This window comes from Saccharothrix xinjiangensis (assembly GCF_039527585.1).
Classification (GTDB): domain Bacteria; phylum Actinomycetota; class Actinomycetes; order Mycobacteriales; family Pseudonocardiaceae; genus Actinosynnema; species Actinosynnema xinjiangensis.
In genome coordinates, this window is sequence record NZ_BAAAKE010000036.1 from 1 (window position 1) to 19736 (window position 19736).

Below are 19736 nucleotides of genomic sequence, written 5' to 3' on the forward strand. Positions count from 1 at the left end.
TCGACGGCGATCTCCTCGACCCAGTCCGCGCGACCCCCTTTTTTCCGGGCTCCGGCGGCGGGCCGGCGGGCCCGGACACTCATGGAATCGACACTGAGCCTTGTTCATCGTGGTTGGCGGCGGGTTTCGGTGTGGTGCAGGACGAGGATGGCGGAGATGATCGCGGTGGCTCGGCGTGGGCAGCAGCGCAGCTTGGTCAGGACTTTCCAGTCCTTGAGCAGCGGGACGGCGCGTTCGCCGAGTGCTCGGATGCGGGCGTGCGCCCGGTTGACCGCCTCCTGACCGCGTGACAGCCGGGGGCGTGTGGCGTGGCGCTTGAACGGGGTGCGCACCGTTCCGCCCGCGCCTTGATACGCCTTGTCGGCGGAGGTCGTGACCTCGTTGGCGGTCAGCACTTCGACCAGGCCGTGAGCCCGGGCCGCGGTCAGGTCGTGGACGGCGCCGGGCAGTGCGGCGGAGGCCCGCCCCAGCCGCCCGGCCGGGTCGGCGAGGATCTGGACGTTGGCACCGTGGCGGCGGTGTTTGCCCGAGTAGCAGGGCTTCTGGTCGGTGACGCGGTCGACGGGGACGAGGGTGCCGTCCAGGATCGCGTAGGCCGGTCGCGCGGCACGCTCGCCGGCGGCGCGGACGTCGTCGGCCAGGGCCGCGAGACGGTCCACCGCTTCGCGGACGTAGCGCCAGGCGGTACTGCAGGAGACCCCGAACCCGGCGGCGAGTCGGGCAAAGGTGTCGCCGTTGCGCAGGTGGGCGGGAACGAGCAGCGCCTGGCGGCCGGGATCGAGCCGCCGCCAACGGGATCGACGGCGCACGCGCTCCGCACGGATCAGGTCGCCCAGGCGGACGAGGGTGTGGTTGGACAGCGGAATCGCGGCAGGGCAAGACGGCACGGCGAGGCTCCCGGTTTGGGCATCGGATCTTGGTCGACTGCTGCCTTACCGGGAACCTCGCCCACCTGCGTACATCCTCAATCTGCGCTGTGACCTGCACCGTCACGATGGAAAAGGCTCCTTGTTCCTCCCGGGAGGTTCGTCCGCGTCCCTCACAGGATTGCCGATCGGCGACGGGAGAGCGTCGTACTGGCGCAGGCACTTCCACTACCGCAGCCGCAATATATGCAGAAGATCGCCGGCGAAATAAGCGAAGGCAGTTGCACGCCGGTAAATCGACACTTGACCACGACGCACTTGCTTTTGCCGACCCGCCCTGGCCCAACACCCTCCGCGCGCCAAGGCTTTCGAACGCACCTCCGCTTCACGGAAATATCCGGTTTTCCCCGTGATCGAGTAGTGGAGATGACGGGTGTGGCAGTGCCCCGGCCAGTTCCGGCGCCGCCGCCGGGTCGCGGTCGGCGATGGGCGGTCCAGGAGCCCGCCGGCGGGCAGCACGGACCACGACATGGCCGACATCGCTCCACATTGGACCGCCAGCCGCGCCGCGCACTCCTCGACACGGCGGCGGGGTGCTCCCCGCGCGAACGGGGTGGACCCGGTGCGGAGCAGAATTCAGGCGAGGTCACCGCTCGGGTGACCGGCGCGGTTGAGGAGCGACGATGGCGCGACCAGGCGAGCTGCGGCGGGAACCGCTGATCACCGCGGCGGTGCTGTGGGCGTCGGGAGGCGCCTGGTACCTGGTTTCGGAGGCCGTCGCGGCGTCCGCCTTCCCCGGCTACGACTACGCGCACGACTACATCAGCGACCTCGGCGCCGTGCGGGTGGACCCGCTCGACGAGCGGCTGGTCGACTCGCCCCTGGCGGAGGTCATGAACCTCGGCTTCCTGCACCAGGGCCTGTTCTTCCTGCTCGGCGCGGTGTTCGCGGCCCGCGCCCTGCCCGCCGGCCGGTGGCGGTCGGTCTTCCTGGCGCTCGCGGTCGTGCACGCGGTCGGCAACGGTCTGGTCGCCACCTTCCACAGCGGTCAGCAGGCGACGGGCGCCGTCGCGGCCCTGCACCCCGTCGGCGCGGTGATGGCGATCCTCGGCGGCAACCTGGCGACCCTCGCCGCGGCCCTCCTGCTCCGCGGCCACGCCGCAGCCCGCTTCGCCCGGATCGCCGGCTTCGCGTTGGCGACCATCGGCATCGCCTCGCTGCTCGGGCTCGGCCTCAACACCGCCTCCGGGGCGCCCGTGCTGTTCGACGACGGCGCCTGGGAGCGCGGCTCCGTCTACGCGATCACCACCTGGCAACTCGTCGCCGCGATGGCCGTCTTCACCACCAGGTGCGCCCGGACGGGTGAGGCGGTCACACGATAGGTGGCGCACCGATCGGCGCGCGGCACGTCACCGGCCGGCGGAAGACCTGTTCGGCCCCGTTCACGTGACCTGACGGCGGGTACCCAGGACGTGCACGCCTCTCCGACATCGCGGGCGTGAAGGCCGTTCATCCAGAACCGGACCGGCATCCCGAGGTGACGCCTTGCCCGAATATATCGGAATAAATTTCATGTCCGGCGTGCCCGACCGGCCACGCCGACCTCCACCGGGGAGTCCGTCGCCCGCCCGGGGATCGGGCGCCGGGTGGGCGATGATAGCCGTGTTCGTCGTGGCCTCGGTGGTGCTGTTGCTGGTCGCCGCCCTGGTGCTCGCCCCCTTCGCGTTCACCGACCCCGACGTGCTCGACGGCCCGTTGCCGACGCTGCCGCTGCTGGCCCTGCTGATCGTGCCCCTGTCGCTGGCAGCGCTGACCGCGATCGCCGGCACCGCGCTGGTGGGCACCGGCCCGAAGGCCGGGCGCATGCGTCGCGAGCTGTCGCTGCGCTGGGACCCCCAGGCCGTCAAGAAGGGCGTCACGCTGGGTTTCGGCGGCCTGGTCCTCGCGATCCCCGCCGCGTTGGCGTGGACCGCCTGGAGCGGCGGCGACCGGACCGGCTCCGCCGTGGGCGAGGAGTTCACCGACCGGCTGCTCTCCCCCGGCCCCGCCCTCGTCGCGTTCGCAGCCCTGTGGCTGCTCGCCCCGCTGGCCGAGGAAGTCCTCTTCCGCGGCGTGCTCTGGAGGGCGCTGGAGCACTGGCGCTGGAACCGCTGGCTCATCTTCACCGCCACCACCGCGCTGTTCGCCGTCGCCCACCTGGAACTGCTGCGCACTCCCCTGCTGCTCCTGCTGTCGACCCCCATCGGCCTGGCACGGGTGGTCACCGGCAACCTGCTCGCCTGCGTGGTGGCCCACCAGGTCAACAACTTCCTCCCCGCCACGGCGCTCCTGCTCACCACCACCGGCGTGTGGTGACCGGCCCGGACCGATTCGGGTCGGCGAGCGGGTCGGGCAGGGTGATCCCTTGGTCCGGCCCGGGTTCCTCCGTCGCGTTCGACAAGGTCGGCGACGCTCGTGAGTCCCGGGGCGGAGGGGGTGCGGCGTGCCGGTGAAGTTGGCCAGGGGGCATGAGGCCGTGGTGCGCCATCGGGTGAACTTCTGGGCGCGCACCTCGCCGGGCGAGGCCTCGTTCGAGTACCGGGACGCCGTGTCGTGGGAGGTGCGGCGTCCTGCTGATGGAGAACCGGTCGTGCGGCACCGGCTCCGGTGCGTCGTGTGCGCGCGCGAGTTGACGTTCACCGTGCGCAGCGTCGAGGCGGCGGAGCGCAGGCGCGCGAGGTGGCGGTGGGGCGTGTGGGCGGGCGGCTCCCTCGTGGCGCTCGGGCTGGTGGGCCTGGTTTCGGAGGGCCTCGGCCTCGTGGTGGCGGGCGGCGCGGCGGCGGTCGTCGGGGTGCTGGTCGGCGTGCTCGCGTGGGCCGGCGGCCTCGGGGAGACCGGGGTGACCGGTCACGGGAACGGCCTGCCCGGCGTGCTGCCCAAGCACGCGGTCGTCCTGGACCCGCCGCGCCCGTGACCCGGTGCGCAGCCGGTCGATCCCGCCTTCGGCTCGGCGGCGGTCGGAGCAGGCGGGGATCGGGGCGGCGCCGGCGGCGAGGTCTTCGCGCGGCCGGCGCAGGCCGCGTTCCACGGCGTCGGGGTCTGTCTGCGCCGGTGCCGAGCAGGCGCGGTGGACTCGTGGATCCAGGTAGGCGGTCGGGCGCCGCCAGTAGACGGGATGACCACCGCTGGTGCGGGTCGACGCGCCCGCGCAGTTCGCGCGTCGACCACAGCGGGCCGCCCGGTCCGTGACGGCGACCATCGCGCGCCGCGTGCTCGACCGGGACGAAGTTGCGCTTCGCGCCCTCCACCACGCCGGGCGCGACCACGCTGCCGTCGGCCCCGACGACCTCCGGCAGCACCCGCAACGCGCTGCCCAGCGCGCGGGCCACGACGAGCAGCAGGTGCGCGGGAGCACCGGGGTAGCCGGGACGCCGGGTGATCAGGCCGCTGAGCCGGAACACCAGCGCGGTGCGCCGCTGCCGCTCGGTCCAGTCGAGGACCATCTCCTCGGAGTCGAACTTCGACCGGCGCAGACCCACCAGGAGGCCGACCGCTCCAACGGCGACCAGTTCGCCAAGATCGACCCCGTCCAACCCGGAGGAACGCCGCTGGGTGCGCCCAGCGGCACCGGCGGTGGGAGAGGTCCACCGCCTGGAGGACACCACGCAGGCCTCGAAGGTCACCGGCTCGGAAGCCCTCACCGGTCAGACAGCCGGGATCCCCGCTGGTCAGATGCCCCCGATGCCGACGATGTCGGGCGGCGAACTTGACGACAACGACAACGACAACGGCGAAGGCGAAGGCGTCGACGAGCACGGCTTACCCATCACCTCCGTGGACGGCGAGCACTGCCTCGACCTGCGCGACCTCCCGCCGGGCGCCGGCGAGCTCTGGCAGGAGAACATCCGGGACATCCTCGCCACCAGGAGCGAGCCGGTGCACACCGAGGTGGTCCAGCGGCTGCGCCGGTGGACGCGGCGGATCCAGTCCAGCAGGGCCCGGTTGCCCATGGCCCCGACCGTGCCCCGTTCGCCCGCGCCCGGGACGAGGACCACGTCCAGGTCGTCGACCTCGGCGATCGACCGGTCGGCCACGAGCGCCGCGTCGGCGGGTGCGGTCGCGGTGTGCGCCACGCCGGTGGCGACGAGTGCGGCGGTGGTCGCCTTGAGCAGGGTCCTGCGCGCTGTCGGTCGCGTCATGGCACCGGAGTGTCCCCACCGGCCGCCACCCGCGCCCGCGGCATGTCCGGCATCCTGCGGATCGCGTCCCCGCTCGCGCCGTAGTGGTCCAGCAACGCCTGCCGCAGCGCCTGCTCCGACCTGAACCCGCAGCGGCGGGCGATCGCGGCCGGCGGCAGTCCGCTGGAGCGCACCAGGTGCACCGCCGCCTCCGCCCGCGCGGACCGCACCGCGCGGGCCGGGGTGGTGCCCGGGTGGGCGGCGAACAGGCGGGTCAGGTGTCGGGTGCTCACGCCCGCGCGGGTCGCCGGCGCCGTGGGCGCCAGGTCCTCGGCCAGGTGGCCCGCGATGTGGCCGGCGAGGTCGCGGACCAGCCGATCGCCGGGCGGCGGGGCGGCCAGGAACGTGCTGATCCGGGCCTGGTCGGCGGGCCGGTGCAGGTAGGAGACCAGTTCGCGGGCCACGGCGCGGGCCAGCGTCGGGCCGTGGTCGTCCTCGATCAACGACAGGGTGAGGTCGAGCGAGCTGGTGACGCCGGCGGAGGTGCAGACGTTGCCGTCCCGGACGTAGAGGGTGCCGACGTCCACGGCCACGGCGGGGTGGCGAGCCGTTCGCCGTAGCCCCAGTGCGTGGTCACCCGCCGGTCGTCCAGCAACCCCGCCGCGGCCAGCACGTCCGCGCCGGTGCGCACCGACGCGATCCGCCTGCTGCGCGCGGCCAGCCGCCGCACCTGCGCCACCAACCGCCCGTCGGGCGCAGCCCGCTCGGACCCCGTGCCGCCCACGACGACCAGCGTGTCGAGGCGTCCGGTCACCGCCTCCAGGCCGCGCCCGGCGCCCAGCGCGACACCGGCCGAGCTGCGGGCCGCCCGGCGACCGAGGGTGCCCAGCTCGATGGTGCAGGGCGGGGTCGCGCCGCAGCGGTTGGCGATGTCCAAGGCCCCTGCCGGACAGGCGACGTCGAGGATCTGCACGTCGTCGTAGGCCACAGGAGGACACGCCGCCGATCATCCATGACGTGCGTCATCGGGCAACGCGAGCGGTGCGGGGAACCACGATTCCCCGCGCGGGAATCGAACCTGTCAGTCCACTGTGGAAAGAATATCCGCCGCGAGGCGCCTCACTGGCAGGAGAGCCGGAACTGGTGGACCACGAGCAGCTCCTGCGGCAGGGCGGCGCGGGCGGTCAGGTCCGCCGGCCAGGCCGCGGTCTCGTTGATCTCGGCGGCGTCCACCCCGCCGATCTGCTCCAGCGGCACCTGGTCCGGCCCGAGCTTCCACTCCGGGTCCACCGCCAGGCCCACGTGCGGCAGCTCCAGCAGCGACGCGTACCGCTTCGCCTGGTCGAGCAGGCGCGCCCGGCCGGGTTGCAGGTCGAGCACGACGTAGAGCCCTTCCCGGCCGGCGGCCTCGACCCAGGGCCGTAGCGACTCGACGGGGGCCTCGCCCGAGTAGTCGCCGTCGGGTCCGGGTGAGACCTGCGCGACGGTGGCGATGACCTCGAACGCCGGCACGGTCGTCGGCGGGTCGCCCCGCAGCGCCTCGACGGCGGCGCGGTCGGCCCGGGGGTCGGCGCCCCGCACGGTGACGACACGGGCTCCCGCGGCACGCGCCGCGACGGGCGCGTTCCGGAACAGCTCGGCGCTGGTCGCGATCGCCGACGCCTCGCCGTCGCCCACGTCGAGCACCGTGAGCGCGGTCGGGGGCGCGGCGACCTCCGCCGTCGCGGGGCCGGCCGGATCGGCGGTGCAGCCGGCGAGCAGCACCAGTGGCGCCACCACTGCCCAGAGCCGTGACGTCCACGCGGACGTCCGACCGCACAAGCGATTCCCCTTTCGCGGGCGTCGTCCCACCGTATCCGCACCGGGCGACCCCGGCAGGTCGGCGCACCCCGCCCTCAGACCGGGCACAGGGCGCAGAGGTGGGGACCGATCGCGCGGTCCCGGCCGCGCCACCCCGTGCCGATCGCCTCCGCCCACAGGGTGATCCAGGGCCGGCGCGACTCACCCTCGTAGGCACGGCCGCAGTTGTCGCAGATCAGGAGCAGCGCCACGGGGTCCTGGTCACCGGGTATGGCGGTCACGGTCACCAGCGATCCGAACGCGGCGGCCGCCCGCGCGCCGCCACCGGGTGACCGCCCTGGCCACCGCGCCCAGCCCCACGACCAGCACGACACCGCCGGTGACCGCGTCGCTGACGGCCGCGTGCCCCACCACCGGGGACATCCCCACGGGGGACATCCCCACCGACGACGTGACGACCAGCCACGCCCCGATCAGCGGCAGGACCGGCGCCAGCCACGGCGTCTCGCGCGGCGCCATGGCGTGGACCAGGGAGCACACCGCCACCGCGAACCCGGCGAACACGCTGTTCCAGCGGGGGTCGAAGTCGCCGTCCACGCCCTGGTGGCCCAGCGCGAAGGGGGCCATGAGCAGCCACAGGCCGGCCAGGAAGCTCATCGCGACCCCGAACGAGACCACCGCGCACCACCCGGGTCCGCCCCGTGCCCCCGCACCACGACCTGCCGCGGACCGCGTCCCCACGGGCGTCACCGCGCCTCCTCCCCCGACCCGAAGTCGCGGCCGCACGCCGTCGTGCGGCCTGCCTCGATGGTGGCACCGACTCCCGTGGGTGGACCTGACGCTTGTCTTGCGATCCGAGCGCGGGCCGCCAGGGCGGCAGGGCACCTCCGGGAGCGCCCCCGCCGCAGGTCGGGTAGGGTTCGGGACGTTGCCCGCGGGGGCATGGTGTGCCGGGAAGCCTGGTCGGCGACGTGATCCGACGACCCGAGGAGCCGCCCGTGCCGCGCACCACCGCCCTGTTCGACCGGGGATCCTGGCCCGAGGCCAAGCGCATCGCCGACATCCTCCGACTGGAAACCGTCGGCGGCGTGATCATGCTCGTGGCCGCCCTGCTCGGGCTGGTGTGGGCCAACTCGCCCTGGGCGCCCGCCTACGAGGCGCTGCGCGAGTTCGAGTTCGGCGTCGCCTCGCTGCACCTGGAACTGAGCATCGGCCACTGGGCCTCGGACGGGCTGCTGGCGATCTTCTTCTTCGTCGCCGGCCTGGAGCTCAAGCGCGAGTTCGTGGCCGGCGACCTGCGCGACCCGCGACGGGCCGCGGTGCCGGTCGCCGCAGCCTTCGGCGGGGTCGTGGTGCCCGCCCTGCTCTACGCGCTGATCAACCTCGGCACGCCGGGCGCGGCGTCCGGGTGGGCGATCCCCACCGCCACCGACATCGCCTTCGCCCTCGCCGTGCTCGCCGTGATCGGCCGGTGCCTGCCGACGGCGCTGCGGACGTTCCTGCTCACCCTCGCCGTGGTCGACGACCTGATCGCCATCGTGATCATCGCCGTGTTCTACACCGACGACCTCGCCGTGACACCGCTGCTGCTCACGCTCGTGCCGCTCGCGCTGTTCACCGTGCTGGTGCAGCGGCGGGTGCGCTCCTGGTGGCTGCTGCTGCCGCTCGCGGCGGCGACCTGGGGCTTCATGCACGCCTCCGGCGTCCACGCCACCGTGGCGGGTGTGCTGCTCGGCTTCGCGGTGCCGGTGATCCGCCGCAGCCCCGGCGAGGGCCCCGGCCTGGCGGAGCACTTCGAGCACCGCTTCCGGCCCCTGTCCACCGGCGTGGCGGTGCCGGTGTTCGCCTTCTTCGCCTCCGGCGTGGCCATCGGCGGCCTCGACGGCCTGACGTCCTCGCTGACCGACACCGTCACCCTCGGCGTGATCGCCGGCCTGCTGCTGGGCAAGCTGATCGGCATCACCGCCGCCACCTGGCTGGTGTCCCGCTTCACCCGCGCCCAACTCGACGACGACCTCGCCTGGATCGACGTGGTCGGCCTGGCCGTGCTCGGCGGCATCGGGTTCACCGTGTCCCTGCTGGTCGGCGAACTCGCCTTCGGGGAGGGCACCGCGCCCTACGACGACGCCAAGATCGGCATCCTGGCCGGCTCACTGCTCTCCGCCCTCGTCGCCACCGCCATCCTGCGCGCGCGCAACCGCGTCTACCGGCGCATCCACGAGGAGGAGACCCGCGACGCCGACCACGACGGCATCCCGGACGTCCACCAGCGGGACGGCGCCGACTGACCGGGTCGGCCACGGGCGCCACGGCTCGTGGCCGCCCGCCGCAGGCGGCCATTGACGTCGGGGGAACGGGCTCGTAGCCTCGCGGAAATCGCTTTCCACCAGCTTGGCGCGGAGTTCGAGCGGATTCGACACCGGGGGACGGCTCATGGGTGCGACGAGGCACTTCGGGAGAGTTGCGGCGGTGGCGCTGGTCCTGGCCGCCGCCCTGGCCGGTTGTGGTGACGACGGGGCTTCCGGGCCCGTCACGCTGAGGTACTCGTGGTGGGGCAACGCCGAGCGCGCCGAGCTGATGCAGAAGGCCATCGACCTCTTCCAGAGCAAGAACCCGGACATCAAGGTCACCCCGAGCTTCCAGGAGTTCGAGGCGTACTGGCAGAAGATGGCCACCGAGACCGCGGGCGGCAACGCGCCGGACGTGCTCCAGATGGACTTCGCCTACCTGCGCGAGTACGCCGACCGCGGCGCGCTCTACGACCTGTCCGAGCAGGAGTCGAACCTCGAACTCGGCGACCTGCTCGAAGGGCTCGAAGGGGCGGGCGAGGTCGACGGGAGCCGCTACGGCGTGCCGGTCGGGGCGAACACCTGGGGTTACGTCTACAACCCGGCGCTGTTCGCGCAGGCCGGGGTGGCGGCGCCGCGGGTGGGCTGGTCCTGGGACGACTACCGCGCCGCCCTGCGGCAGATCACCGAGCGGACCGGCGTGCACGGCGGCGGCAACTACATCGGCTCCTACTACAACCTGGAGTTGCAGCTGCGCCAGGAAGGCGGGCTGCTGTACACCGAGGACGGCCGGCTGGGGTTCGACCGGGACCGGTTGGCGAAGTTCTTCCAGGAGGGCGTGGACCTGGCCGAGGCGGGGTCCGTGCTGCCGGTCGAGAAGGGCGTGCAGATCAAGCCCTCGTTCGCCCTTGAGCTGGACCTGATCGCGGGCGACCTGGGCTGGGACAACTTCACCGCCCGCTACGCCGCCAAGGCCAAGGCCCGGTTGGAGCTGGGCCCGGTGCCCGGCGGCGACGAGCGCGCGAGCGGCCAGTACCTCAAGCCGGCGATGATGCTGAGCCTGTCGCGGCGCACCGAGCACCCCGAGGCAGCGGCCGAGCTGGTCTCGTTCATGGTCAACGACCCCGAGGTCGGGAAGGTCTTCGGCGCCAACCGCGGCCTGCCGCCGACCAACGCCCAGCGCGCCGCGGCGCAGCTGGAGGGGCCGCTCGCGGCGGTGGCGGCCTACGAGGACGCGGAGAAGGCCCGGTTCGGCCCGACGCCGCCCGCACCGCCGAAGGGCGCGGGCAGCCTGGAGCAGGCGTTCATCCGGATCGCGGAGGAGCTGCTGTACGAGCGGATCGGCGTGGACGAGGCGGTCGACCAGTTCTTCACCGAGGCCGACGAAACCCTCGGGTCGTGACGAGGGCGGACACGCGCCCGCCCGACGTCGTCGCGCGGCGGGCGTCCACGCGGGGCCGGTTGCCCGGCGACGGCGTGGCCGGCTACCTGTTCCTGTCGCCGTGGATCCTCGGGATCGTCGTGCTGACCCTGGGACCGATGCTGACCTCGCTGTACCTGTCGTTCACCGACTACGACCTGTTCGGCTCGCCGCGGTGGATCGGGCTGGACAACTACGAGCGGATGTTCTCCGACACCCGCTGGGTGAACTCGTTGAAGGTGACCGCGCTGTACGTGGTGCTCGCCGTGCCGGTGAAGCTGGCCGCGGCCCTGGCCGTGGCCGTGCTGCTGGACAACCGGCGGGGCGGGCAGGGCTTCTACCGGGCGGCGTTCTACGGGCCCTCGCTGATCGGCGGCAGCGTCAGCATCGCGATCGTGTGGAAGGTGGTGTTCAGCGACGACTCGGTGGTCGACCGGCTGCTGCGCTCGGTGGGCGTCGACACCGGCGGCTGGGCGGGCAACCCCGACTTCTCCGTGCCGATGCTGGTGCTGCTGGCCGTGTGGCAGCTCGGCGCGCCGATGGTGATCTTCCTGGCGGGGCTCAAGCAGGTGCCGCGGGACCTCTACGAGGCCGCCGAGGTCGACGGTGCGAGCAGGTGGCGGCGGTTCCGCTCGATCACGCTGCCGATGATCTCACCCGTGGTGTTCTTCAACCTGGTGCTGGAGGTGATCAACGCCTTCCAGGTCTTCACCTCGGCCTACGTGGTCGGCGGGCCGAACGGCCAGCCGGCCGGGAGCACCCTGTTCTACACCGTCTACCTGTTCGACCGCGGCTTCGGCGACTACCGCATGGGCTACGCGTCGGCCATGGCGTGGATGCTGCTGCTGGGGGTCGGGCTGGTGACGGTGTTCCTGTTCCGCACCGCACGCGGCTGGGTCCACTACTCGGGGGACGCGCGATGAGGCGACAGCGGGTGCACGGGGTGGTGTGGCACGCCGGTGTGCTGCTCCTGCTGGGAATCGTGCTGTACCCGGTCGCGTGGGTGGTGGCGTCGACCTTCAAGCCGTCGGCGGACATCCTGGGCGACCTGCGGCTGCTGCCGGACGCGGCCACCACGGCCAACTACGAGCGGGTGTTCGACGGCGTGGTGGGCATCGACGTGGCCCGCTTCTTCCTCAACTCCACCGTCCTGGCGGTGCTGTCGGTGATCGGCACGGTCGCGTCGTCCGCGCCCGCCGCCTACGCCTTCGCCCGGCTGCGCTTCCGGGGGCGCACGTCGCTGTTCGCGGTGATGATCGCGACCCTGCTGCTGCCCGTGCACGTGCTGATCATCCCGCAGTACGTGGTGTTCCAGCGCCTGGACCTGATCGACACCTACGCGCCGCTGCTGGTGGGCAAGTTCCTGGCCGCGGAGGCGTTCTTCGTGTTCCTGATCGTGCAGTTCATCCGCACCCTGCCGCGCGAGCTGGACGAGGCGGCCAAGATCGACGGCGCCGGGCAGTGGGGCACCTTCTGGCACGTCGTGCTGCCGCTGTGCCGACCGGCGCTCATCACCACGGCGATCTTCACGTTCATCTGGAGCTGGAACGACTTCTTCGGGCCGCTCATCTACCTCAGCACCCCGGACAAGTACCCGCTGCCGCTGGCGCTCCAGTTGTTCATCGACGAGACCACCGGCTCGGACTTCGGCGCGCTGATGGCCATGTCGGTGCTCGCGCTGGTGCCGGTGGTCCTGTTCTTCCTGTTCTTCCAGCGCTTCCTCGTCGAGGGCGTGTCCACCTCGGGGATCAAGGGGTGAGGAAGTTCGCGCTGCTGGGCGAGTGCCTGACCGCCGGGCTGCTGGTGCTGCTCGCCGCGCTGCCGGTGGTGACGCTGCTGCCCGCGCTGGCGGCCGGGTGCGCGCACGTCAAGGCCCACGTCGACGGCGAGAGCACCGCGGTCCGGGCGTTCTTCGGCCACGTGCGCGCGGCGCTGCCCGGCGGGTGGCAGCCGTCGCTGGGCGTGGTGGCCGCGTTCGGCGTGCTGGCCGCGGACCTGGTCCTGCTCGCGGCCGGGTTGGCGGGCGGCGTCCCGGTGGCCGCGGTCTGCGCCACCGCGGCGGTGTGCCTGGCGGTGGTCGTGCTGCGCGCGGCCGCCACGTGGGCGCCGGGCACGCCGTGGCGCGAGGTGCTGCGGGCGGCGTCGAGCCGCGGCGCGGCGGACGCGCGCGGCTCGCTGCTGCTGGCCATGGCGCTCGGCGTCCTGGCCGTGCTCACGTGGCAGCTGCCGGTGCTCTTCCTCCCCGCGTTCGGCTGCCTGCTGATGGCCGCGGTCGCGGTCGACCGCCGGCCCGGGGTCAGAAGTGGTCGGCCTCCGTCAGCGCGTGCTCGAACGCGTCCGCGTTCGCGACCAGCATCGTGAGCGGGCGCCCGAACTCCTCCTGGACGCTCAGGTCATCCAGCGGCACGGTGTGCTTGAGCAGCGCGACGCCGTCCACCACCGCCGCGCCGCCGACCAGCGAGGCGCCGGCCAGTTCGAGCAGCCGCCCCTGGTCGATCGCGTCGGCCCGGCCGACCGGCGAGGAGATCTCCAGCCAGCCCTTGCCACCCTCGTCGGGCACGTGGTGCACCGAGACCTGCTGGGTGCGGTCGCCCTCCGCGTCGAGCCGGAAGCGCAGCCAGCCGTCCGTCTCCTCCAGCACCTCGTAGCGCGTGCGGACGTAGTTGATCACGTCGGTCCAGCTGGTCACCCTCGTCGCCTCCTGCGTTCGGCCGCCATCACCGTAGTACCAGGCGGCGGGCTCCACCGGGTGCGGAACGGTCGGGGCGGCGCGTGCCGCCCCGACCTGGTCCGCCGGCGCCGGTCAGTGCTCGTCGCCCCGGCAGGCGCGCAGCTCGCGCCGCGACCGGCGGCGGTCGCGGCGGCGGTCCTCGCGGCGGAGGTGGTGCCACACCCACCAGGGTCGGGTCTTGTCGGTCCTGCTCATGCGGTCGCCTCTCGGCTCCGTGACGCCCCGGGGTGGGGCCGTCATGAGGACCGACGCACCGCGATCACCTCCGACGTCGAGCGGGAACCGGCCCCGACGTGACGCGGTCCCCGCCGGCGGCAGGGGCCGTGCGCCTGTTCCTCGCGCGGGGCCGCGCAGGAGCGCCTGCGCCGGCAGGCCGACCCGACGCCGTCGATTCGGGCCCGGGCCGCACACCGAGCGTGAGATCATGGACGCCGACCACGCGGCGCGGACCGTCATCGCCGTGGTCTTCGCCTGCGCCGACGTCGCGACCGCCACCCGGATCGCCGGCGGCGGCGCCGAGGACGTCGGCGACCTGCACGACCGGGCGCCGAGCCTCGCGCGCACCCCTGCCCGACCGGACCCGATGGAGGCGTCGAGTGGAGCTGGAACTCACCGATCAGCGGTGGGAGCACCTGAGGGAAGCGGTCGCCGGCGCGAGCACGCGGTTCGCGCGCCTGCTCGCGGACTGCCACCGGCCCGACCGGCGGGCGGTCGGCGACTGGTCGGTCGCCGAGACCGCCGCCCACACCGCCGTCGTCGCCCGGCTCAACGCGGGCCTGGTCTCGGCCGACCCGGCTCCGCTCGGCGTGCCGGACCTCGACGCCATGTGGCGGGAGGCGAGCTTCGGCGACTTCACCCGGATCAACTCGTTGTCGAACGAGCGCTTCCCGTACCGGGACGGGGGGTCGACGGGTCGCGACCTCGTCGAGCGGGTGGACGTCATGCTCGCGCGCAGCGCCGACCTCGACCCCCGCGAGCTCCGGACGTGGCTGGGCGGCGCGCGGCTCCCGGTCGCCACGATGGTGGCGCACCAGCTCAACGAGGTCCTGCTGCACGGGTTCGACATCGCCGAGGCGCTCGGCGCGCCGTGGCCGATCCCGCCGGAGGAGGCCGCGCTCGCGTTCGACCTGTTCCTCATGCCGCTGATCGGCGGCGACACCGGCGCCCTCTTCGGCGGCGGCGCGCACCGGGGACGCCGCGTCCTGATCGAGTTCCGGTCGGCGCACACGACACCGGTCCTCGTCGAGGACGGCGACGGCCGGATCGCGGTCACCGCCCCCGACCGCGCCGCCGACGCGACGATCACGTTCGAGCCGGCGGCGCTGCTGTTGCAGATCTTCCGCCGCACGCGCCTGCTCGCCACCCTCGCGAGCCGGGGGGTGTCGGTGTCGGGACCCCACCCCTGGGCCGCCCTGGACTACCTGCGGCGAACCCGGACGCCCTGAGCCCGTCGCCGCCCTCGGCCGGGTGGTTGACGCATCGGATTCGTGCGCTCGGTGTCGCGGAATGTGTCGATCGGGGGAGGGGCGGGTACCCGGTTCGGGTGAACCCGGAACAGAGGGGTCCTCGTTACGGGCCCGCACCCTCTCCCGAGCAGGTCGCCGCCGACATGCGCTTGGCGGTCGCCAGACTCCGGTTCCAGGTCGCCTCCACCGCCAACCACGCCGTGGCCGCCGCCCGAGCGGGTTTCCCGCCCCCGCCCGCGACCGGCAGGTCCGACCGGAACGGCCGGCCCCGAACGCGGTGACGCCGAGGGCTTGGTGAAGGCGGAGGACGCGACGAAGCCGGGCTGATGAGGCGGAGAACGCGGTCGAGCCGAAGCTGGTGAAGCGGAGAACTCGACGAAGCCGGGGCTGGTCAGGCGGAGACCGCAATGGAGCCGAAGCGGTGGAGCCGAGGTCCGCCGGACGGCCCGGCGCCGTTGCGCCACACGGCACCATTGGTGACCATGAGTGATTCCCTAGCTCTTCTCGGTGACGACGTGACATGATGAGCGGCCACAGGCCTCGCTCGAAGCGGGCGAAGGCCGGAGTCGGCGCGCTGCCCCACGGCGCCGGAGGACGTGCTCATGGTTGATCAAGTCGAGTTCGACGAGCCGATCGCGGTGCGGACGGTGCGGCACGGCGACGCGTTGGTGATCCAGGTCGAGGGCGAGGTCGGCATGGACACCTGCGACCAGGTGCGCGCGGAGGTCGTCGAGCGCCTGGAGGAGCGGCCGGGAACGCTGGTGCTCGACCTCAACGGCGTGGAGGTGTTCGGCTCGATCGGCCTGTCGCTGCTGGTCGAGGTCCGCCACCGCGCGGAGGCGCGGGGAGTCCCGTTCGCCGTGGCCGCCGGGCGGCGCGTGGTGCTGCGCCCCCTGACCGACACCGGTGTCGCCGACCTGCTCGTGCTGCGCCCCGAGGCGGCCGAGGCCGTGGTCGCGGCGCGCGAGGCCGGGAGGATCCTGCTCGGTGGCGCTCCTCGCGGCCCGGGGTGATCGGGGGGCCGGCTGAACCCGCTGGTCCGACCGCTGAATTCCGAACGACTGTTTGCACGCTCCGTCATCAGGGCACTCGATAGTGGTCCCCTGGTGCGACCGGAGGTAGGTCCGTGTCACAGTCGGTAAGCGAGAACGTAGTAGCCGGTCGGTACCGGCTCGTCGAGCCGATCGGGTTGGGCGGAATGGCCGAGGTCCACCGCGCCTGGGACACCCTCCTGCGACGGCACGTCGCGGTCAAGCTGTTCCAGCCCGGGTTCGACCCCGAAGCCGCTCGGCGGTTCGACAACGAGGTCCGCGTCCTGGCCGGGCTCTCCCACCCCGGGCTCGTCTCCGTCTACGACGCCGACACCGGCGCGGACGCGCCGTTCGTCGTGCTGCGGCTCGTGGAGGGCGAGACGGTGCGCGAGCGGATCGCCCGCGGGCCCCAGCCGCTCGACCAGGTGCGCCGGCTCGGCGCCCGGCTGGCCGACGCGCTGGCGCACGTGCACTCCCACGGGCTGGTGCACCGCGACGTCAAGCCCTCCAACATCCTGCTCGACCACGAGGACAACCCCTACCTCGCCGACTTCGGCCTGGTCCACCTGACCGGCGCCACCCGGCTGACCCGCACCGACCAGCTGGTGGGCACCGCCGCCTACCTCGCCCCGGAACAGGTGCTCGGCCAGGACGTCGACGACCGGGCCGACGTCTACGCCCTCGGGCTGGTCCTGCTGGAGTGCCTGACCGGGCGGCGCGAGTACGGGGGCGGCGAGGTCGAAGCCGCGATCGCCCGCCTGCACCGCCCGCCGGTCCTGCCCGAGCACCTGCCCACCGACGTCGAGCAGCTGCTGTCGAGGATGACCTCCACCTCGGCGGGCGAACGGCCCGCCGCGCACGACTGCGCGGAGGTGCTGGGCGCGGAGATCCCGGGAACGGAGATCCCGGTCGTGCTCCCCGTCGGCGGCACCGTCCCGATGACCACCGACACCACGGCCGACAGCGCAGCCGATGGCGCGATCGACGGCACGGTCGCCGCTGCGGTCGGCGCCACGGCAAACGCCTCAACCGGTGCCGCAGCCAGTGCCCCAGTCGATGTCCCAGTCGATGCCGAAGCCAGTGCCCAGGCGGACGACGCAGCCGACACCGCGGCAGCTCTCGCAGCCGGCCCTGCGGCCAGTGCCGCAGCAGCTCCCGCAGCAGGCACCGCGACCAACACCGCGGCCGCCGACACCATGGCCGACACCGTGCCGAACACCGTGGCCTACGCGCCGAAGGGCGCGCCCCGGCGCGAGCGGCGCATGCCGCGCAAGACGCTCCTCGCCTCGGCGGGCGTGCTGCTCGGGGCGGTCGCCATCACCACGGCCGCGACCTCGGTGCAGGACCCGGCGACCTCCTCCCCCGCCTCCTCCACCGCGCCCGCCGCCCCGCAGCAGCAGCAGCACTCCTCCGCGCCGCCCGTCCAACCCGGCGCGCCGCAGCAGGTGGTCGACCACCGGCAGGTGGCGGTCACCACGCAGGTGACCGGGGCACCGCAGCCGACCACCACGTCGCAGGGCACGCCGCTGCCGACGACGACACCGGCCACCACGCCGCCGCCCGTCACGGGAACCAGTGCCGAGCTCACCTCGGAGCCGCCGGCCGCCACCACCACCCCGCAGCAGACGTCGGCCACCGTCGTCCCCACCACCGACGACTCCGGGAGCAACACCGGGACCGGTGAGCCGACCGCACCGAGCCAGGGCGACTGACCGGCGGGTCCGAACTACCCGCGGTACAGCGGTACAACGGAATCGGTTCCGCGCACCCAACTTTTCCCTTGTAACACCGGGGTTTCCGGAATCACTTACGGTAGAGGGGTATGGTACTTTCGGTGACCGAGGTTCTTTCGGGCACCACCGCAGGGGAGTCGATGTGAGTCGATGTCCGCGACCCACGACCGCGAACCGGACCGCCTGCGGCGGCTCACGTGAAGTGGCGTCCCCATCACCCCCGCGGGCGTGGTGGACGTGACGGGCCATGGGTGGACGGGGTGAAACCGAGCACCCGGCCGTAGAAGGCGAGTTCGGCCTCCAGGCACGCCCGCACGGTCCTCGCGTCCTTGAAGCCGTGGGACTCGTCCGCGAAGGCGATGTACTGGTGGTCGATGCCGTGCGCCACCAGTTCGCTGATCAGGGCGACGGCCTGGCCCGGCGGCACCACCGGGTCGCGCAGGCCCTGGAGCAGCAGCAGGGGGCAGGTCTCGGCGGTGACGTGGCCGAGGGGCGACCGGCTCCGGTAGAGGTGCGCGCTGGCCTGCGACGGCCCGATCAGCGAGTCGAAGTAGCCCGCCTCGAAGTCGTGGGTGTGCTTGGCGAGGGATTCCACGTCGGTGACGCCGAAGTAGGACGTGGCCGCGGCGAACACGGGCCCGTTCCGGGCGATCCCGCTGGTGACCGCGACCAGGGCGGTCCACCCGCCCGCCGAACCGCCGCGGACGGCGAGGCGGTTCGCGTCGGCGACACCCTGCTCGACCAGCGCGCGGGCGGCCGACACCACGTCGTCGGCGTCGACGACGCCCCAGTTGCCCCGCAGCCGGTCGCGGTAGGCGCGGCCGTAGCCGCTGGAGCCGCCGTAGTTGACGTCGAGGACACCGATGCCCCGGCTGGTGAAGTAGGCCTTGGCGAGGTCGAGCGCGCCGGTCTCGTGGCCGGTCGGCCCGCCGTGCGCCCACACCACGTAGGGCGGCAGCTCGTCGTCCGGGCCGCGGAAGCGGGGGTTGGCCGGTGCGTAGCGGAAGGCGTGCACCGGCTGCCCGGCCGCGTCGGTCAGCTCCACGGCCTCGGCCCGGGGCAGGTAGGCGGCGTGTGGCGAGGGGGCGGATTCCGCGCGCACCAGCTCGTGCCCGCCCCGGTCCACGTCGACCACGACCACACCGCCGGGCGCGTCGAGCCCGTGCGCGACGGCGCACACCGACCGCCCGGACACCGACAACGCGGGCACGAAGGAGTGCTGCGGCACGGGGACGTCCCGCAGCCGCCCGCCGTCCGGGTCGAGCACGCCGAGCCGCAACGCGCCCCGGCCGTGCAGCACGGCGAGGTCCCCGCCCTCCAGCACGGCGAACGGCCGCCCGCCGAGGGTCCACAGTGGATCGGCGAACTCCTCCTCCGCCGGGAGCAGGTCCCGCACCCGCCCGTCGAGGTCGACCAGGTGGAGGTTCCACCAGCCGGAGCGGTCGGAGGCCGCGAACAGCGAACCGGCGTCCCGCCACACCGGGGCCAGCACCGACTCGGCCGGTCCGCCGAGCAGGCGGCGGCCGCGCACCGGCCCGTCCGGGTCGAGCCGCGCGACGTGCAGGCCGGCCGCGTCCCAGGGCATGTCCGGCCTGTTCCAGCCCGTCCACGCCAGGTGCTCGCCGTCGGGCGAGGGGGTGGGGAAGGCCAGGAAGTCGGTGTCGACGACCAGCTCCCGCACCGCCGCGCCGTCCTCCGCCGCGGCGCCGTCCAGCGGAACCGCCACGATGGCCCGTCGCGGCAGCAGGTCCGGCGCGTGCGCCTCCCGCACGCACCAGACCTCGGCGCCGTCCGGCGACAGCGCGAAGTCCGCGTAACGCGACTCCGAGGTCGCCTCCGGTCGGGGGGTGAGGGGTACCGCCACGTCGGCCACGTCCGACTCGACCAGGTAGAGGCGCTGGTCGTCGTGGTTGGCGAACACCACCGCCCACTCGCCGCCCCCTCGGGGCGGCACCGGCAGGTAGGACCGGCCGCCGTACTCGTGGACCCTGGTGCGCGCCTGGAAACCGACGGGCAGCACCGGCGCGCACGTGCCGTCCGGCCCTCGGCGCACCACCGCGGTCCGGCCGCCGTCGACCGGTGCGTTCTCCTGCCACCAGACCACCGGGCCCTCGATCACCGGGAAGGCCACGCCGACCCTCGCGCGGGCGACGTCGGCGGCGGTGATCGGCGATTCCCATTCACCGTGCGAAACGATCTCGCGTTCTGGCACCTGCTGCTCGCTTTCCTCTGACAGCCGTCCCA

At 73.4% G+C, this 19736-nt stretch carries 19 protein-coding genes and 1 pseudogene; 11 read left to right on the forward strand and 9 right to left on the reverse strand.

Going from position 1 to position 19736, the window contains the following annotated elements; translation table 11 throughout:
• Window positions 1-104 precede the first annotated feature (104 nt).
• Window positions 105-887 (reverse strand): transposase family protein, encoded by a 783-nt coding sequence (locus tag ABD223_RS39285; protein WP_344042650.1) that lies wholly within the window; start codon window positions 885-887, stop codon window positions 105-107.
• Window positions 888-1549: 662 nt separating this feature from the next.
• Here ABD223_RS39285 and ABD223_RS39290 point away from each other — a divergent pair.
• From ABD223_RS39290 to ABD223_RS39300, 3 genes are all read left to right on the forward strand, one after another.
• Window positions 1550-2248, forward strand: coding sequence for a DUF998 domain-containing protein (locus tag ABD223_RS39290; RefSeq protein ID WP_344042652.1), 699 nt, complete (start codon window positions 1550-1552; stop codon window positions 2246-2248).
• 271 nt (window positions 2249-2519) lie between these two features.
• Window positions 2520-3221 (forward strand): CPBP family intramembrane glutamic endopeptidase, encoded by a 702-nt coding sequence (locus ABD223_RS39295; protein ID WP_344042654.1) that lies wholly within the window; start codon window positions 2520-2522, stop codon window positions 3219-3221.
• 127 nt (window positions 3222-3348) lie between these two features.
• Window positions 3349-3819 (forward strand): hypothetical protein, encoded by a 471-nt coding sequence (locus ABD223_RS39300; protein ID WP_344042656.1) that lies wholly within the window; start codon window positions 3349-3351, stop codon window positions 3817-3819.
• 754 nt (window positions 3820-4573) lie between these two features.
• Here the strand turns inward: ABD223_RS39300 and ABD223_RS39305 are convergent.
• The 5 genes and pseudogenes from ABD223_RS39305 to ABD223_RS39325 form a co-directional block, all read right to left on the reverse strand.
• Window positions 4574-5044 (reverse strand): type 1 glutamine amidotransferase family protein, encoded by a 471-nt coding sequence (locus tag ABD223_RS39305; protein WP_344042658.1) that lies wholly within the window; start codon window positions 5042-5044, stop codon window positions 4574-4576.
• Window positions 5041-6011, reverse strand: a pseudogene (locus tag ABD223_RS39310) (GlxA family transcriptional regulator). The gene ABD223_RS39305 and the pseudogene ABD223_RS39310 overlap by 4 nt, the downstream one beginning before the upstream one ends.
• A 131-nt stretch (window positions 6012-6142) precedes the next feature.
• Entirely contained in the window at window positions 6143-6802 is a 660-nt protein-coding gene (locus ABD223_RS39315; RefSeq protein WP_344042660.1) for a hypothetical protein, read from the reverse strand.
• A gap of 116 nt (window positions 6803-6918) precedes the next feature.
• Window positions 6919-7110 carry a hypothetical protein gene (locus tag ABD223_RS39320; protein ID WP_344042662.1) on the reverse strand — a complete coding sequence of 64 codons (192 nt, stop codon included), beginning with the start codon at window positions 7108-7110 and terminating at the stop codon, window positions 6919-6921.
• The gene (locus ABD223_RS39325) at window positions 7085-7501 is read right to left on the reverse strand and encodes an SPW repeat domain-containing protein (RefSeq protein ID WP_344042664.1); all 417 of its coding nucleotides are present in this window, start codon (window positions 7499-7501) and stop codon (window positions 7085-7087) included. The genes ABD223_RS39320 and ABD223_RS39325 overlap by 26 nt, the downstream gene beginning before the upstream one ends.
• A 320-nt stretch (window positions 7502-7821) precedes the next feature.
• Between ABD223_RS39325 and nhaA the strand changes: the two genes are divergently transcribed.
• The 5 genes from nhaA (at window position 7822) to ABD223_RS39350 (ending at window position 12892) form a co-directional block, all read left to right on the forward strand.
• A complete protein-coding gene (gene nhaA, locus ABD223_RS39330) occupies window positions 7822-9111 on the forward strand; it encodes a Na+/H+ antiporter NhaA (RefSeq protein WP_344042666.1) in 1290 nt (429 codons plus the stop codon).
• Window positions 9112-9256: 145 nt separating this feature from the next.
• Window positions 9257-10513, forward strand: coding sequence for an ABC transporter substrate-binding protein (locus tag ABD223_RS39335; protein ID WP_344042668.1), 1257 nt, complete (start codon window positions 9257-9259; stop codon window positions 10511-10513).
• Entirely contained in the window at window positions 10510-11454 is a 945-nt protein-coding gene (locus ABD223_RS39340; protein WP_344042670.1) for a carbohydrate ABC transporter permease, read from the forward strand. Before ABD223_RS39335 ends, ABD223_RS39340 begins: the two co-directional genes overlap by 4 nt.
• A complete protein-coding gene (locus ABD223_RS39345; protein WP_344042672.1) occupies window positions 11451-12290 on the forward strand; it encodes a carbohydrate ABC transporter permease in 840 nt (279 codons plus the stop codon). The genes ABD223_RS39340 and ABD223_RS39345 overlap by 4 nt, the downstream gene beginning before the upstream one ends.
• Window positions 12287-12892 (forward strand): hypothetical protein, encoded by a 606-nt coding sequence (locus ABD223_RS39350; protein ID WP_344042674.1) that lies wholly within the window; start codon window positions 12287-12289, stop codon window positions 12890-12892. Before ABD223_RS39345 ends, ABD223_RS39350 begins: the two co-directional genes overlap by 4 nt.
• Here the strand turns inward: ABD223_RS39350 and ABD223_RS39355 are convergent.
• Both ABD223_RS39355 and ABD223_RS39360 read right to left on the reverse strand, forming a co-directional pair.
• Window positions 12828-13220, reverse strand: coding sequence for a hypothetical protein (locus tag ABD223_RS39355; protein WP_344042676.1), 393 nt, complete (start codon window positions 13218-13220; stop codon window positions 12828-12830). The genes ABD223_RS39350 and ABD223_RS39355 overlap by 65 nt on opposite strands.
• A gap of 114 nt (window positions 13221-13334) precedes the next feature.
• On the reverse strand, window positions 13335-13457 hold the full coding sequence (locus ABD223_RS39360) for a hypothetical protein (protein WP_344042678.1): 123 nt from the start codon (window positions 13455-13457) through the stop codon (window positions 13335-13337).
• A gap of 401 nt (window positions 13458-13858) precedes the next feature.
• On the opposite strand from ABD223_RS39360, the gene ABD223_RS39365 reads away from it, so the two are divergent.
• The 3 genes from ABD223_RS39365 (at window position 13859) to ABD223_RS39375 (ending at window position 17471) form a co-directional block, all read left to right on the forward strand.
• A complete protein-coding gene (locus ABD223_RS39365) occupies window positions 13859-14707 on the forward strand; it encodes a maleylpyruvate isomerase N-terminal domain-containing protein (RefSeq protein ID WP_344042680.1) in 849 nt (282 codons plus the stop codon).
• A 623-nt stretch (window positions 14708-15330) separates the two neighbouring features.
• Complete coding sequence (locus ABD223_RS39370; RefSeq protein ID WP_344042682.1) at window positions 15331-15741, forward strand: STAS domain-containing protein; 411 nt, start codon at window positions 15331-15333, stop codon at window positions 15739-15741.
• Window positions 15742-15854: 113 nt separating this feature from the next.
• Entirely contained in the window at window positions 15855-17471 is a 1617-nt protein-coding gene (locus tag ABD223_RS39375; protein ID WP_344042684.1) for a serine/threonine-protein kinase, read from the forward strand.
• A 235-nt stretch (window positions 17472-17706) separates the two neighbouring features.
• Here the strand turns inward: ABD223_RS39375 and ABD223_RS39380 are convergent, their stop codons facing one another.
• The gene (locus tag ABD223_RS39380; RefSeq protein ID WP_344042686.1) at window positions 17707-19704 is read right to left on the reverse strand and encodes a dipeptidyl-peptidase 5; all 1998 of its coding nucleotides are present in this window, start codon (window positions 19702-19704) and stop codon (window positions 17707-17709) included.
• Between the last annotated feature and the right edge of the window lie 32 nt (window positions 19705-19736).

Coding starts and splice junctions, on each gene's coding strand:
- ABD223_RS39290 (WP_344042652.1), top strand. CDS start 1,550: ATGGCGCGACCAGGCGAGCTGCGGCGGGAACCGCTGATCACCGCGGCG.
- ABD223_RS39295 (WP_344042654.1), top strand. CDS start 2,520: ATGATAGCCGTGTTCGTCGTGGCCTCGGTGGTGCTGTTGCTGGTCGCC.
- ABD223_RS39305 (WP_344042658.1), bottom strand. CDS start 5,044: ATGACGCGACCGACAGCGCGCAGGACCCTGCTCAAGGCGACCACCGCC.
- ABD223_RS39335 (WP_344042668.1), top strand. CDS start 9,257: ATGGGTGCGACGAGGCACTTCGGGAGAGTTGCGGCGGTGGCGCTGGTC.
- ABD223_RS39345 (WP_344042672.1), top strand. CDS start 11,451: ATGAGGCGACAGCGGGTGCACGGGGTGGTGTGGCACGCCGGTGTGCTG.
- ABD223_RS39360 (WP_344042678.1), bottom strand. CDS start 13,457: ATGAGCAGGACCGACAAGACCCGACCCTGGTGGGTGTGGCACCACCTC.
- ABD223_RS39370 (WP_344042682.1), top strand. CDS start 15,331: ATGGTTGATCAAGTCGAGTTCGACGAGCCGATCGCGGTGCGGACGGTG.